The organism is Tenacibaculum insulae (genome assembly GCF_964512435.1).
In the GTDB taxonomy this organism is placed as follows: domain Bacteria; phylum Bacteroidota; class Bacteroidia; order Flavobacteriales; family Flavobacteriaceae; genus Polaribacter; species Polaribacter insulae_A.
Genome location: NZ_OZ208512.1, coordinates 315318 through 329311, shown reverse-complemented (window position 1 = coordinate 329311; position 13994 = coordinate 315318). Strand labels below are relative to the sequence as shown.

Below are 13994 nucleotides of genomic sequence, written 5' to 3'. Positions count from 1 at the left end.
TTTTTATTATAAAGTTAATTCCATTTTAATATTACACCTTTCGTAAGGGCAGTTTTCTTCTACTTTAATTTCAGTAAAACCGTATTTTTTATAAATGTAAATCGCATTTTCTAATTTGGTGTTAGAGTATAAAATTAAATGCTCAAGTTTTAGTTCTTTTTTAGCAAAATCAATACAATATTGCATCAATTGTTGTCCAATTTTATAACCTCTGTGTTTTGGTGAAACCGCCATTTTTGTTAACTCAAAAGTATTTCCTTTAGGCATTAAAGCAACGGTACCAACTATTTTATCATTTAATTTTGCAAAAAAGATATAGCCTCCTTTGTTAATAATATATTTATCAGGTTTGCTAAGAACTTCATTATCATAAGGCTCTACATAAAAAAAGGTTTGCAACCATTCTATATTTAAATCGTAAAAATGAGCAGCATACTCGTTTTTAAAATGTATTATTTCTATTGTATTCATTTTGTAAAAATATAAAATAGTATTGTTTTAAAGAGTAAAATATTCCATGTTTTTATTTTCCTTGGAAAATAAAAAAAATAACACTATCTTTGTATAGAATTTAAAACATAGATAAAGATGAAAAAAGATAAAATAATTTATTTCGTAGCAACAGGTTTATTAACATTATTGATATTATTTTCAGCAGGAATGTATTTTTTTAATCATAACGAAGTTGCGGTTATGTTTACTAATTTTGGGTATCCAACTTATATTATTTATCCGTATGCGGTGGCTAAAATATTAGGACTAATAGCTATTTGGTTTGTGGCTAATAAAATAGTTAAAGAATGGGCATATGCAGGTTTTTTCTTTGCGTTTATATTCGCTTTTTTTGCACATATTATGATTAGTGACGGAGAGCAAATGGGGGCATTAGTAGCCATGATTCTATTAGTGATTTCATATATTTATAGTAAAAAAATATAAAAATGACAACAACAAAAACATCCTCAAAAACAGTTTTAAGTAATCAAAATTATTTTGCGGAAGCAACGATGTTAAATTATAGTGCGGTAATAGATGTGCCTGTAAGTAAAGGAGGTAATAATAAAGGTCCAACTCCTGTTGAGTATTTGTTAACAGCAATAGGAAGCTGTGTTGCTATTACGATACGAATGTATGCTGAAAGAAAAAAATGGGATGTTGGTAAAATTACCGTAAATGTAGTTCAGAAAGAAGCGTTAACATCCGAAGGAATTAAAAAAACATTAGTAGAAGAAATTTCGTTTGAAAATGATGTTACTGATGTACAAAGGGAAAAATTGTTAACAATAGCAGGTAAATGTCCTGTTGCAAAAATGGTAAAAGGAGAAACACCAATAACCTCAATAATAAAATAATAGATATAAAATGAAAAAAATAATAGCTTTTGCAGGTAGTAATAGTCAAAAATCAATTAATAAAGAGCTTGTAAAATACACATCATCTTTAGTTGATAATGTAGAAACAAATGTGCTAGATTTAAATGATTTTCCGTTGCCAATCTATGGTGTGGATGAAGAATCAGTAAATGGAATTCCAGAAAATGCACAGAAATTTTTTGAACTTATTCAGAATACAGACGGAATTATTTTATCGTTAGCAGAGCATAATGGTAATTTTACAGTAGCTTTTAAAAACATGTTTGATTGGGTGTCTCGCATCAATCAAAAATTATGGAATAACACTCCAATGTTATTAATGGCAACCTCGCCAGGAGGAAGAGGAGGCGCTTCGGTTTTATCAATTGCTAAAAACGGATTTGCACACATGGGCGGAAATGTAGTAGCTGATTTTTCATTGCCAAGTTTTTATGACAACTTTAAAGAAACGGAAATAGTAACTGAAGAATTAAAAAATGAACTAATAAATAAAGTTACATTATTTAAAAAAGCATTGTAATTTTAGTATCAGTAAAGAATTCATAGAATAGAGAAGGTAGTTTAATTTTTAGTAAATTTATAATTATAAAAACAGTTTAAAATGGATATAGTTTTATACGGAAAAAAAGGGCATGCACATACAGTAGCTTTTAAAAATTATTTAAAAATGGCAGAAATGGCATTTACATATAAAGATATAACTGTTGATGTTGAAGCGAAAGAGCATACTAAAAAATTGTACGGCGGAGTTATTAAATTTCCAACTTTAATTGTTGATGGTACTGTGCATTTAGAACCTACAACTGATGATTTTAATAAAATAATGAAAGATTTAAATTAATAAAATGGGAGATATTTCTAAAGACATAAAATCTAAATTTAAAAATAGTAAGGTAAAAGCGTTTATTAATATTAAATATACCTCTAATTGGTTAAGTAGTAAAGAAAATGATTTTTTTAAGCCTTACGGAATATCACCACAACAGTTTAATATTTTAAGAATTTTAAGAGGAGCTAGCGAGCCAATAAAAGTTCAGGTAATAAAAGATAGAATGATTGAGCGAGCACCTAATGCAACTCGTTTAATGGATAAGTTATGTGATAAAAAATTAATAGAAAGAGTTCGTTGTGAGCATGACAGAAGAGTTGTTTATATTAATATTTCTAAGCAAGGTTTAGAGTTGTTAACAACGATAGATACCTCTTTAAAGTTTGATTTTTTAGAAAATCTATCAGAAGAAGAAGCTGAACAATTAAGTAATTTATTAGATAAAATTAGGTGATTTATTATTTGCGGTAAGACTTAAAAGATTTAATAATTGCGCACTAATATTCTCCATGGAAAATATTAGTATTTAAAAACAATACTCATGAAAAATTTAAAAACAATACAACATAAAGTGGCGAGTCCGTTAGTAAATATGGGGCATATAAAATTACGCCAACCGTTACCAACTGAAGGAGTAGAAAATGTAGATCCGTTTTTATTATTACATCATTACGGACCTTATGCAATTAGTGAGTTTAACAATCCGTTTGATTTAGGCCCGCATCCACATCGTGGATTTGAACCAATTACTTTATTATTTAAAGGAGAGCAATTACACAGAGATTCGTTAGGAAATGAAATGCTGGTAAAAGCAGGAGATGTACAATGGACAACTGCAGGTAGAGGAATTATTCATGCCGAAGGACCATCAAAAGAGTTTATAACAAAGGGAGGCGATTTAGAAGGGGTTCAACTATGGTTAAATCTTCCTGCATCAAAAAAAATGATGCCAGCTAATTATCAGCATTTAAAAAGTGAAAATATTCCTTTTATTAAAAACGAAGCTAAAACGATTCAGTTAAACGTTATTGCGGGGAATCAAAATGATAAAAAAGGGTTGATAAAAACACAAACTGATGTAAATGTTTTTACCATAAAAGCAAATGAAGAGGGAGTAATGCAAGTAGCTATTCCAACAGAACATCAATCTTTAATTTATTTATTAGATGGAGAAGTTTTAATAAACGATGAGGTTACTTTAAAAAAAGGAGCAACACAGATGTTAACTTTTAATACAGATGGAGATACTATTAAAATTAACGCTAAAAATGAAAGCAATTTATTAGTTATTTCTGGAGTGCCAATTAAAGAAAAAATAGCTCAATATGGTCCGTATGTAATGAATACACAAACGGAAATTATGGAAGCAATGCGCGATTTTCAAAAAGGTAAAATGGGATATTTATATTAATGAATAGATTTTATACTCATAAAAAAACTCGAAGTACACGCTTCGAGTTTTTTGTTTTTAAAAAAATTGTATCTTGCAATTTATTATGCGTGCATAATAAATTAAATATTCAAAATGATGAAATACAAACATATTTTTGAACCGTTAGATTTAGGTTTTACCACCTTAAAAAATCGAATTTTAATGGGTTCTATGCATACTGGTTTAGAAGAAGAGAAAAATGGCTTTGAAAAAATAGCTGAATATTACGCTGAAAGAGCTAGAGGAGGAGTTGGATTGATTATTACTGGAGGAATTTCGCCAAACATACAAGGTTGGACAGCGCCTTTTTCTGCACGAATGAGTACAAAAAAACACGCAAGAGAGCATAAAGTAGTAACAGAAGCTGTACATAAAGAGGGAGGTAAAATTTGTATGCAAATTTTACATTCTGGTCGCTATGGTTACCATCCAATAACGGTAGCGCCATCAAAAATACAAGCACCAATTAATCCGTTTAAACCGTTTGCGTTAAAACAATCAGGTATCCGTAGAACGGTTAAAGACTTTGTAAACTGTGCAAAATTATCGCAAGAAGCAGGATATGACGGAGTAGAGATTATGGGTTCTGAAGGGTATTTAATTAACGAGTTTATTGTTAAAAAAACGAATAAAAGAACCGATAATTACGGAGGAAGTTATGAAAATAGAATCCGTTTAGCGGTAGAGTTAGTTCATAAAATAAGAAAATCGGTAGGAGAAAATTTTATCATTATCTATCGATTATCAATGTTAGATTTGGTAGAACAAGGAAGTTCTTGGGAGGAAGTAGTACAATTAGGAAAAGAGATTGAAAAAGCTGGAGCTACCATAATTAATACAGGTATTGGTTGGCACGAATCAAGAATTCCAACGATAGCAACATCAGTACCTAGGGCAGCATTTACTTGGGTAACTCAAAAAATGAAGGAAGAATTATCAATTCCGTTAATTACTTCTAACAGAATTAATATGCCAGAAACGGCAGAAAAAGTATTGGCAGAAGGGCATGCAGATATGGTTTCTATGGCACGTCCTTTTTTAGCAGATCCGGCATGGGTTAATAAAGCTAAAGCAGCAAAAGATGATGAAATAAACACCTGTATTGCTTGTAATCAGGCTTGTTTAGATCATGCGTTTCAGAAAAAAGTAGCGAGCTGTTTGGTAAACCCTAGAGCTTGTCATGAAACAGAATTTAACTATAATCCAGCAGAAAAAAAGAAAAAAATAGCAGTTGTAGGCGCAGGACCTGCAGGTTTAGCTGCGCTACAATTGCCGCTCAAAGAGGGCATGAGGTTACGTTGTTTGATGCCGATAAAGAAACTGGAGGGCAGTTTAATATTGCAAAGCAAATACCAGGAAAAGAAGAGTTTTATGAAACAATAAGATACTTTAATAAACAAATAGAATTACATAATGTAAACGTGCAGTTAAATACACGTGTTTCTGCTGATGATTTAGCAAAAGGTAATTTTGATGAGGTAATTATTGCTACAGGAATTATGCCTAGAACACCTAAAATAGTAGGTGTAGAACACGAAAAAGTATTAAATTATATTGATGTTATAAAGCATAAAAAACCTGTAGGAAAGCGAGTTGCAGTTATTGGAGCTGGCGGAATTGGTTTTGATGTTTCAGAATATTTAGCACACGAAGGAGAAAGTACTGCAGTAAATATTGATGCTTGGTTAAAAGAATGGGGAATTGATAAAACGCTTAAATCTCGTGCAGGTATTGAAGGTGTAAAAGCAGTGGTTCATCCATCACCAAGAGAAATTTTTATGTTTAAACGTAGTAAGGGCAAGTTTGGAGCAAACCTTGGTAAAACAACAGGTTGGATTCATAGAGCAACGTTAAAAAAGAAAAAAGTAAAGTTTATTAACGAGGTGCAATACACAAAAATAGATGATAAAGGACTTCATTATACTCAAAATGAAGAGCAAAAAGTGTTAGCTGTTGATAATGTTATTATTTGTGCAGGTCAAGTACCTTTTAAAGAATTATTAGCACCCTTAACTGCAAAAGGTATCGTAACACACGTAATTGGTGGTGCAGATGTAGCGGCAGAATTAGATGCAAAAAGAGCAATTGATCAAGGAAGTAGATTGGCTGCTAAAATTTAAAAAAATCAATAGATTAAAAAGATTTAAAAGATCCTACTTCATGTAGGATTTTTTTTGTTAAATAATTAAATAGTACTTTTAGCAAACTAACCAGAAAAAATTAAGATGATATCATTTACAATAATGGAAATTAACTCTCTGTTAAAAGGAGAGTTAATAGGAAATTGTTCTGAAAAAATTACAGCTCCAGAGCAAATTGAAAAAGCAATAAAAGGTCAAATTACTTTTATAGGAAATAAAAAATTTGCACGTTTATGGGAGGTTTCTAACGCAAGTGCAGCTATTGTAGATGAAAAAATAGAGATTGTTCCAGGAGAAAATAAAGCCTTTATAAAAGTTAAAAATGCCGATTTAGCGATGGCTACTTTATTGGAAGCTTTTCAACCCGAAGCACCGCATTTTGAAACAGACATTCATCCAACAGCAGTAATCGATAAAACAGTTACTTTAGGTAAAGGATGTAAAATTGGCGCAAATTCTTATATAGGTAAAAATGTAGTTTTAGGAGATGGAGTTATTGTATACCCTAATGTATCAATTTTTGATGATACGACTATTGGTAACCAAACAACAATTTGGTCGGGTACAGTAATTAGAGAAAGAACTATTATCGGTAACAACTGTATTTTTCATAACAATGTTAGTATTGGTGCAGATGGCTTTGGATACAGACCAAGTGAACAAGGTTTAACTAAAATTCCGCATATTGGTAATGTGGTAATAGGGAATCAAGTTGAGGTTGGTGCAAATTCGTGTATTGATAGAGGTAAGTTTAGCTCTACTATTTTAGGCGATGGCTGTAAAATTGATAATTTGGTACAGATTGGGCATAATTCAGTATTAGGTAGATTCTGTATTATGGCAGGAAATAGCGGATTGGCAGGTTCGGTTACTTTAGGTGATGGAGTTATTATTGGAGGAAGTGCATCTATAAAAGATCATACAACGATTCATTCAGGGGCAAAAGTAGGCGCAGGATCTGGAGTTATAGCAGATGTTGCCGCAGGAAAAACAGTAGTTGGTTACCCAGCAACAGATTCGAGAGAAATGATGAAACAATGGGTCGCTTTACGTAAGTTAGCCAGAGGATAAAAGAGAAACTTTTTTTCGTAAGTTTCTTTTATAGAGCTTTTAAAAGCACTAGAATAATAAAATAAATAACGATATTTGTAGTTCACATTTTTATAAAGAATAGATTATGTCAATGAATAAAAATACGGTCTTAGCATGGGCAACGTTTATAATGATTTTAATAGGGCTTTTACTAGTAGGTTTAGGTGCTTTTAGATATGATGAAGTAGCTGGTTACGGATTTGCAGCAGTAGGTTTAGGTTTTTTTGCAAATGCATGGGTTTTTAATGCATTAAAAGGACGCGTTTAATTAATAAAAAAATACAATAAAATGTCAGACGATAAGAAAGTCATTTTTTCAATGAATAAGGTCTCTAAGACCTATCAAAGTACAAACAAACAAGTTTTAAAAGATATTTATTTAAGCTTCTTTTACGGAGCCAAAATTGGTATTTTAGGTTTAAACGGATCGGGTAAATCTACTTTATTAAAAATCATTGCAGGAGTTGAAAAGAATTTTCAAGGTGATGTAACTTTTTCTCCAGGATATAAGGTTGGTTATTTAGAACAAGAACCAAAATTAGATGACACCAAAACGGTTATCGAAATAGTAAAAGAAGGTGTTGCAGAAACCGTTGCTATTTTAGAAGAATACAATAAAATCAACGATATGTTTGGTTTAGAAGAAGTGTATTCTGATGCTGATAAAATGGATAAGTTAATGGCACAACAAGCAGAGCTTCAAGATAAAATCGATGCTTCTAATGCTTGGGAACTAGATACAAAACTAGAAATTGCCATGGATGCATTACGTACTCCAGATGGTGATACGCCAATTAAAAACTTATCAGGAGGGGAACGTCGTAGAGTTGCTCTTTGTAGATTGTTATTACAAGAACCAGAAATATTATTATTAGATGAGCCTACCAACCACTTAGATGCAGAATCTGTGCATTGGTTAGAGCATCACTTAGCACAATATAAAGGAACGGTAATTGCCGTAACACACGATAGATATTTCTTAGATAATGTTGCTGGTTGGATTTTAGAATTAGATAGAGGAGAAGGAATTCCTTGGAAAGGGAATTACTCATCTTGGTTAGATCAAAAATCAAACAGATTAGCACAAGAAAGCAAAACAGCTTCTAAACGTCAAAAAACGTTAGAGCGTGAGTTAGAATGGGTGCGTCAAGGAGCAAAAGGTCGTCAAACAAAGCAAAAAGCTCGTTTGAAGAACTATGAAAAGTTGATGAGTCAAGATCAGAAACAAACTGATGAGAAATTAGAAATTTACATTCCTAACGGACCACGTTTAGGAACTAATGTTATTGAAGCTACTGGCGTATCAAAAGCATTCGGAGATAAATTATTATATGATAATTTAGAGTTTAATCTTCCGCAAGCAGGAATTGTAGGTATTATTGGACCAAACGGTGCTGGTAAAACCACCATTTTTAAAATGATTATGGGTGAGGAAACTCCTGATAATGGAAATTTTAAAGTAGGTGAAACTGCAAAAATAGCTTATGTAGATCAAGCACACTCTAATATTGATCCGGATAAATCTATTTGGGAAAACTTTTCTGAAGGACAAGATTTAGTAATGATGGGTGGTAAGCAAGTAAATTCTCGTGCATATTTAAGTCGTTTTAATTTCGGAGGAAGTGAGCAAAACAAAAAAGTTTCTACACTTTCTGGTGGTGAGCGTAACCGTTTGCATTTAGCAATGACTTTAAAGGAAGAAGGAAACGTTTTATTATTAGATGAGCCAACGAACGATTTAGATGTAAATACATTAAGAGCCTTAGAAGAAGGTTTAGAAAACTTTGCAGGTTGTGCGGTAGTTATTAGTCACGATAGATGGTTTTTAGACAGAATTTGTACACACATTTTAGCTTTTGAAGGAAATAGTGAAGTGTATTTCTTTGAGGGAGGATTCTCTGACTATGAAGAAAATAAGAAGAAACGTTTAGGTGGAGATTTAATGCCAAAACGTATTAAATATAGAAAATTGATTAGATAATTAGTCATTACATATTTCTTAATAAAACAAAAACTCGAAGCTAGCATACTTCGAGTTTTTTCTTTCTTTTTCATTTAACAATTATCCCACCAATAATTAAAACTGTTTAGTAGATAGTTTTTCATTGTTTGATATTTGTGTTAAAGATATGTTAATTACAATAAACGTGCCGAAAACATAATTTTATATTATTTTTATTGAAGTATTAATAGAGTAGGGATTGAATTTGTGCTTTTGTCAAGCTAAACTTAATTTTAATATTCTATTAAAGTGTTAAAGATGTGATGATAAAAATAGGATGACATTCGATATTGAGTTCTAAATTAGCTCTCCTCTATTTTTATAATTCTTTTTATGATAATGTTTTCCTCATAAGATAACTCTACCATAAAACCATCTAACTTATACAAACTAGATAAAATCATTTTTCCAAAAGACGTTATTGAATCTTCAACTTTACAGCCATTTGTAATTGTATATGCAATTTTTTGTTTTGTACTTAGTCTGTTAAAATCTTTAAATTTCATAGTTTTAAAAATACAAAAAACCTCGCCTATTTGGCGAGGTTTTATAGTATAAGTTTTATGTGTTTTTAGCTATGAAAAGCAGCGTTGTGAGCTAAATCGCCTGCGCAACTTTTACATTTTCCAGCTGCATCTCCACCTCCAGCACAACCATTAGCGCACGTGTAATGATATTGACCTGCAGCATTAGGACCCGAAACAGGCGGAGCTACAGGAGTTGAAACTGGTGTAGATGGCGTTTGTGGTGTGTTATGAAATGCTTGGTTGTGTGCAAGTGGTGTTTTACAAACAGTACAAGCAGTACCTTTAACATTTGAAGTTCCGCCTTTACACTTTTTAGGACATATATAGTGTGCACCACCTATTACGTTAACAGAAACATTGTTAGCGTTTGGAAGAGTTGGTACAGGTCGTTCGTTAAAAGGAAGGTTTAAAGGATGTGTGGGAGTTGAGGCTTTTTTTTCTTCTGTTTTACAAGAATAAAAACAGACGATTAATAAGGCGAATATTGGGATAAATTTTTTCATGCCCAAATATAAAAAAACCTCGCCAAATATTAATAGGCGAGGTTTTAATTATATAAAGTTTATGAATCTTACAAGTGAATCACTTCATCATAAGCATCAGCAACAGCTTCCATAACCGCTTCACTCATAGTTGGGTGAGGGTGAATTGCTTTTAATACTTCATGACCAGTAGTTTCTAGTTTACGACCTAAAACAGCTTCAGCAATCATATCTGTAACTCCGGCACCAATCATATGGCAACCTAACCATTCGCCATATTTAGCATCAAAAATTACTTTTACAAAACCATCAGGAGTTCCAGCTGCTTTTGCTTTACCAGAAGCAGAAAATGGGAATTTACCAACTTTTAATTCGTAACCCGCTTCTTTTGCTTGTTCTTCAGTAAATCCAACAGAAGCAATTTCTGGAGTTGCATAGGTACAACCAGGAATATTTCCATAATCAATAGTTTCAGTATGAACACCAGCCATTTTTTCAACACAAGTAATTCCTTCTGCAGAAGCAACGTGTGCCAATGCAGGTCCAGGAGTAACATCACCAATAGCATAATAACCAGGAATGTTAGTTTGGTACCAGTCGTTTACTAAAATTTTATCTCTATCAGTTATAATTCCAACATCTTCTAAGCCGATGTTTTCAATATTTGTTTTAATTCCAACTGCCGATAATAAAATGTCAGCTTCTAAAATTTCTTCTCCTTTTTTAGTTTTAACAGTCGCTTTAACTCCGTCACCAGAAGTATCAACAGATTCTACAGATGAGTTTGTCATTACTTTAATACCAGCTTTCTTAAAAGAACGCTCCATTTGTTTCGAAACATCTTTATCTTCAACAGGAACAATATTTGGCATAAACTCAACCACAGTAACATCAGTTCCCATTGAGTTGTAAAAATGTGCAAACTCAACACCAATAGCACCAGAACCTACAACAATCATAGATTTTGGTTGGCTCGGTAAACTCATTGCTTCACGATAACCGATAACCTTTTTACCATCTTGTGGTAAGTTTGGTAACTGACGTGAACGAGCACCTGTTGCAATAATAATATTATCGGCAGCATATTCCGTTACCGTTCCGTCTTCGGCAGTAACATCAACCTTTTTACCCGTTTTAATTTTACCAAAACCGTTAATAATATCAATTTTGTTTTTCTTCATTAAAAACTGAACACCTTTGCTCATTCCTTCAGCAACACCACGACTACGTTTAATAACCGCTTCAAAATCTTTATCAATAGCTTCGGCCTTTAAACCGTATTCGTCAACATGTTTTAAGTAATCGTAAACTTGAGCAGATTTTAACAATGCTTTGGTAGGAATACATCCCCAGTTTAAGCAAATTCCACCTAAATTTTCTTTTTCAATCACTCCAACTTTAAATCCTAATTGAGATGCTCTAATAGCAGTTACATAACCTCCAGGACCACTTCCTATTATTAATACGTCGTATTTCATGTCGTTTATTTTTTACTTGTTGTTTGTTTTATTATTAGTTTGAAAGTAGTAAAGGTTCAAAGTTACAAAGTTTTGCAATCTTATTTATTGATACATTTTCAAATTGATTAATTATTACATTAATTTTTTTGGCGTTCGAGCGGGCTTTCACTACTCGCTTTTTACTCGTTCCTCTTAAAAGAGCTCAAACAAGCCGTTCAATCCCTAACGCGTGTACTTGTTATTTTTTTTACATTCTCTCAGGAACCTGAATTCCTAACAATCCAAATGCTGATTTTATAGTATCAGCAACCTTTTTAGATAACTGAATTCTAAATACTTTTTTATCTTGATTTTCTTCTCCTAAAATATGTACGTTCTGGTAAAAAGAATTAAATTCTTTTACCAAATCATAAGTGTAATTAGCAATAACAGCCGGTGAATAATTACTCGCTGCTTGTTGAATTATTTCAGGATATAACTCTAATTGTTTAATTAACTCTTTTTCTTTAGCATGTAATTCTATCTCAACTGCACTTGAATAATCAAAATCAGCTTTTCTTAAAATTGATTGAATTCTAGCATACGTATATTGAATAAAAGGACCTGTATTTCCTTGAAAATCTACCGATGCTTTTGGGTCAAATAAAATACGCTTTTTAGGATCTACTTTTAAGATAAAATATTTTAAAGCGCCTAAACCAATTACTTTATACAATTCTTCTTTTTCTTCGTCAGAATACCCTTCTAATTTACCTAATTCTTGCGAAATAGCTTTTGCAGTACCTGTCATTTCACCCATTAAATCATCCGCATCAACAACAGTTCCTTCACGTGATTTCATTTTTCCAGAAGGTAAATCTACCATTCCGTAACTTAAATGATACAAGCTTTCAGACCAAGAATAACCTAACTTTTTAAGAATTAAAAATAATACCTTAAAATGATAATCTTGCTCGTTACCAACCGTATACACCATTCCGCCTAAATCGTTAAAATCTTTGGCACGTTGTATAGCGGTACCAATATCTTGGGTCATATAAACGGCTGTTCCGTCAGATCGTAGCACTAATTTTTCGTCTAAACCATCATCTGTTAAATCACACCAAACCGAACCGTCTTCTTTTTTATAAAAAACGCCAGATTTAATTCCGTCTTCAATAACATCTTTACCTAATAAATAAGTGTTGCTTTCGTAGTATAATTTATCAAAATCTACTCCGATATTTTTATAGGTAACGTCAAATCCTTTGTAAACCCAGTTGTTCATTGTTTCCCAAAGAGCAACAACTTTTTCATCACCAGCTTCCCATTTACGAAGCATTTCTTGAGCTTCAATAAATAAAGGAGCTTGTTTTTTAGCGTCGTCTTCAGAAACACCTGAAGCAACTAAAGTTGCAATTTCTTTTTTATATTCTTGGTCAAATTTTACGTAATAATTACCAACTAACTTATCACCTTTTAAACCTGTTGATTCGGGTGTTTCTCCGTTACCAAATTTTTCCCAAGCCAACATCGATTTACAGATATGAATTCCACGATCGTTAATAATCTGCGTTTTATATACTTTTTTACCCGATGCTTTTAAAATTTCAGCAACTGAATAGCCTAATAATACATTACGCACATGCCCTAAGTGTAAAGGCTTGTTGGTGTTTGGCGATGAATATTCTACCATACGAGAAGAGTTATCCGCCGAAGGCGCAATAAATCCGTAAGTAGTATCTGTAGCTATTTTGTTAAAGAAATTCGTGTAAAAACTATTAGAAATAACTAAGTTTAAAAAACCTTTTACAACATTAAAATTGGTGATTTCTGAAACGTTTTCAACTAAAAACTTTCCTAAATCTTCTCCTATTTGAACCGGATTTCCTTTTTTGTAGCGTAAAAGAGGAAAAACCACTACGGTGATATCTCCTTCAAAATCTTTACGAGTTGCTTGAAATTCTACTGTCGGAATTTCTATATTATACAAGGCTAAAAATCCTTCTTTTACTTTAGTTGCTATTAAGGTTTGAATGCTCATTAGTTGTTGAAAATTGAAGTGCAAAATTACGTAATTTATTTGGATGATATTTAAACTGATTCTAACAATTTATATAGGTATTTTTGCAACATGGATAAAGACTTAGAAAATTTACAAAAGTTAGCTGCAGACGTAGAAAAAGAAAATAAAAAATATTTTGCTACGATAAAAAAACGAACACCTAAAAATTTAGATGTTGTAGTGCAAGAATTACACGATGATGAGTTTGCTAAAACGGATTGTTTAGATTGTGGTAACTGCTGTAAAACCACAAGTCCGATTTTTACACATAAAGATATAGAGCGTATTGCAAAGCATTTAAAAATGAAGGTTCGTGATTTTGAAAGCCAATATTTAGAGCGCGATGCGGATGATTTTATGGTATTAAAAACGGCGCCATGTTCGTTTTTAGATGAAAGCGATAATTCATGCTTTATTTATGATGTTCGCCCAAAAGCTTGTTCTGAATATCCACATACAAACCGTAAAAAGTTTATTCAAATTGCAGATTTAACCATAAAAAATACGGCTGTTTGTCCTGCAACTTACAGGATTGTTGAAGAACTTAAAAAACGTTTGCCTGTTAGATCTAACGAGAAAATAAAAAGATTAGGTTAATATTTTTTCTTATTT

The 13994-nt window shown here is 32.1% G+C and carries 15 protein-coding genes and 1 pseudogene; 11 read left to right on the top strand and 5 right to left on the bottom strand.

What is annotated here, in order from left to right; genetic code table 11:
* Nucleotides 1-6: 6 nt before the first annotated feature.
* On the bottom strand, nucleotides 7-471 hold the full coding sequence (locus ACN5J5_RS01455; protein ID WP_418645583.1) for a GNAT family N-acetyltransferase: 465 nt from the start codon (nucleotides 469-471) through the stop codon (nucleotides 7-9).
* A 117-nt stretch (nucleotides 472-588) separates the two neighbouring features.
* Between ACN5J5_RS01455 and ACN5J5_RS01450 the strand changes: the two genes are divergently transcribed.
* From ACN5J5_RS01450 to ettA, 10 genes and pseudogenes are all read left to right on the top strand, one after another.
* Nucleotides 589-939: a DoxX family protein gene (locus ACN5J5_RS01450; RefSeq protein ID WP_418645582.1), complete on the top strand. Its 351-nt coding sequence runs from the start codon at nucleotides 589-591 to the stop codon at nucleotides 937-939.
* 2 nt (nucleotides 940-941) lie between these two features.
* On the top strand, nucleotides 942-1352 hold the full coding sequence (locus ACN5J5_RS01445; protein WP_418645581.1) for an OsmC family protein: 411 nt from the start codon (nucleotides 942-944) through the stop codon (nucleotides 1350-1352).
* Nucleotides 1353-1362: 10 nt separating this feature from the next.
* Complete coding sequence (locus ACN5J5_RS01440; RefSeq protein ID WP_418645580.1) at nucleotides 1363-1893, top strand: NADPH-dependent FMN reductase; 531 nt, start codon at nucleotides 1363-1365, stop codon at nucleotides 1891-1893.
* A gap of 81 nt (nucleotides 1894-1974) precedes the next feature.
* A complete protein-coding gene (locus ACN5J5_RS01435) occupies nucleotides 1975-2214 on the top strand; it encodes a glutaredoxin family protein (protein ID WP_418645579.1) in 240 nt (79 codons plus the stop codon).
* Nucleotides 2215-2218: 4 nt separating this feature from the next.
* The gene (locus ACN5J5_RS01430) at nucleotides 2219-2656 is read left to right on the top strand and encodes a MarR family winged helix-turn-helix transcriptional regulator (RefSeq protein ID WP_418645578.1); all 438 of its coding nucleotides are present in this window, start codon (nucleotides 2219-2221) and stop codon (nucleotides 2654-2656) included.
* 87 nt (nucleotides 2657-2743) lie between these two features.
* Nucleotides 2744-3613, top strand: a complete 870-nt coding sequence (locus ACN5J5_RS01425; protein WP_418645577.1) for a pirin family protein — start codon at nucleotides 2744-2746, stop codon at nucleotides 3611-3613.
* Between the two features lie 114 nt (nucleotides 3614-3727).
* A pseudogene (locus ACN5J5_RS01420) lies at nucleotides 3728-5754 on the top strand (FAD-dependent oxidoreductase).
* A 105-nt stretch (nucleotides 5755-5859) separates the two neighbouring features.
* Nucleotides 5860-6846: a UDP-3-O-(3-hydroxymyristoyl)glucosamine N-acyltransferase gene (lpxD, locus tag ACN5J5_RS01415; RefSeq protein WP_418645576.1), complete on the top strand. Its 987-nt coding sequence runs from the start codon at nucleotides 5860-5862 to the stop codon at nucleotides 6844-6846.
* A gap of 112 nt (nucleotides 6847-6958) precedes the next feature.
* A complete protein-coding gene (locus ACN5J5_RS01410; RefSeq protein WP_418646520.1) occupies nucleotides 6959-7135 on the top strand; it encodes a CAL67264 family membrane protein in 177 nt (58 codons plus the stop codon).
* A 21-nt stretch (nucleotides 7136-7156) separates the two neighbouring features.
* Complete coding sequence (gene ettA / locus ACN5J5_RS01405) at nucleotides 7157-8848, top strand: energy-dependent translational throttle protein EttA (RefSeq protein WP_418645575.1); 1692 nt, start codon at nucleotides 7157-7159, stop codon at nucleotides 8846-8848.
* 323 nt (nucleotides 8849-9171) lie between these two features.
* Here ettA and ACN5J5_RS01400 read toward each other — a convergent pair whose 3' ends face one another.
* From ACN5J5_RS01400 to argS, 4 genes are all read right to left on the bottom strand, one after another.
* Nucleotides 9172-9375: a hypothetical protein gene (locus ACN5J5_RS01400; protein ID WP_418645574.1), complete on the bottom strand. Its 204-nt coding sequence runs from the start codon at nucleotides 9373-9375 to the stop codon at nucleotides 9172-9174.
* Between the two features lie 65 nt (nucleotides 9376-9440).
* Nucleotides 9441-9899: a hypothetical protein gene (locus ACN5J5_RS01395; protein ID WP_418645573.1), complete on the bottom strand. Its 459-nt coding sequence runs from the start codon at nucleotides 9897-9899 to the stop codon at nucleotides 9441-9443.
* Nucleotides 9900-9967: 68 nt separating this feature from the next.
* On the bottom strand, nucleotides 9968-11356 hold the full coding sequence (gene lpdA, locus ACN5J5_RS01390; RefSeq protein ID WP_418645572.1) for a dihydrolipoyl dehydrogenase: 1389 nt from the start codon (nucleotides 11354-11356) through the stop codon (nucleotides 9968-9970).
* A gap of 229 nt (nucleotides 11357-11585) precedes the next feature.
* Nucleotides 11586-13361: an arginine--tRNA ligase gene (gene argS, locus ACN5J5_RS01385; protein WP_418645571.1), complete on the bottom strand. Its 1776-nt coding sequence runs from the start codon at nucleotides 13359-13361 to the stop codon at nucleotides 11586-11588.
* A gap of 90 nt (nucleotides 13362-13451) precedes the next feature.
* On the opposite strand from argS, the gene ACN5J5_RS01380 reads away from it, so the two are divergent.
* Nucleotides 13452-13979: a YkgJ family cysteine cluster protein gene (locus tag ACN5J5_RS01380; protein WP_418645570.1), complete on the top strand. Its 528-nt coding sequence runs from the start codon at nucleotides 13452-13454 to the stop codon at nucleotides 13977-13979.
* Nucleotides 13980-13994 lie beyond the last annotated feature (15 nt).

What these genes read in the sequence shown, in the direction of transcription:
- ACN5J5_RS01450 (WP_418645582.1), top strand. Translation starts at nt 589, where the DNA reads ATGAAAAAAGATAAAATAATTTATTTCGTAGCAACAGGTTTATTAACA.
- lpxD (WP_418645576.1), top strand. Translation starts at nt 5,860, where the DNA reads ATGATATCATTTACAATAATGGAAATTAACTCTCTGTTAAAAGGAGAG.
- ACN5J5_RS01395 (WP_418645573.1), bottom strand. Translation starts at nt 9,899, where the DNA reads ATGAAAAAATTTATCCCAATATTCGCCTTATTAATCGTCTGTTTTTAT.
- ACN5J5_RS01455 (WP_418645583.1), bottom strand. Translation starts at nt 471, where the DNA reads ATGAATACAATAGAAATAATACATTTTAAAAACGAGTATGCTGCTCAT.
- argS (WP_418645571.1), bottom strand. Translation starts at nt 13,361, where the DNA reads ATGAGCATTCAAACCTTAATAGCAACTAAAGTAAAAGAAGGATTTTTA.
- ACN5J5_RS01400 (WP_418645574.1), bottom strand. Translation starts at nt 9,375, where the DNA reads ATGAAATTTAAAGATTTTAACAGACTAAGTACAAAACAAAAAATTGCA.
- ACN5J5_RS01430 (WP_418645578.1), top strand. Translation starts at nt 2,219, where the DNA reads ATGGGAGATATTTCTAAAGACATAAAATCTAAATTTAAAAATAGTAAG.
- ettA (WP_418645575.1), top strand. Translation starts at nt 7,157, where the DNA reads ATGTCAGACGATAAGAAAGTCATTTTTTCAATGAATAAGGTCTCTAAG.
- ACN5J5_RS01435 (WP_418645579.1), top strand. Translation starts at nt 1,975, where the DNA reads ATGGATATAGTTTTATACGGAAAAAAAGGGCATGCACATACAGTAGCT.
- lpdA (WP_418645572.1), bottom strand. Translation starts at nt 11,356, where the DNA reads ATGAAATACGACGTATTAATAATAGGAAGTGGTCCTGGAGGTTATGTA.
- ACN5J5_RS01445 (WP_418645581.1), top strand. Translation starts at nt 942, where the DNA reads ATGACAACAACAAAAACATCCTCAAAAACAGTTTTAAGTAATCAAAAT.
- ACN5J5_RS01440 (WP_418645580.1), top strand. Translation starts at nt 1,363, where the DNA reads ATGAAAAAAATAATAGCTTTTGCAGGTAGTAATAGTCAAAAATCAATT.
- ACN5J5_RS01425 (WP_418645577.1), top strand. Translation starts at nt 2,744, where the DNA reads ATGAAAAATTTAAAAACAATACAACATAAAGTGGCGAGTCCGTTAGTA.
- ACN5J5_RS01410 (WP_418646520.1), top strand. Translation starts at nt 6,959, where the DNA reads ATGAATAAAAATACGGTCTTAGCATGGGCAACGTTTATAATGATTTTA.
- ACN5J5_RS01380 (WP_418645570.1), top strand. Translation starts at nt 13,452, where the DNA reads ATGGATAAAGACTTAGAAAATTTACAAAAGTTAGCTGCAGACGTAGAA.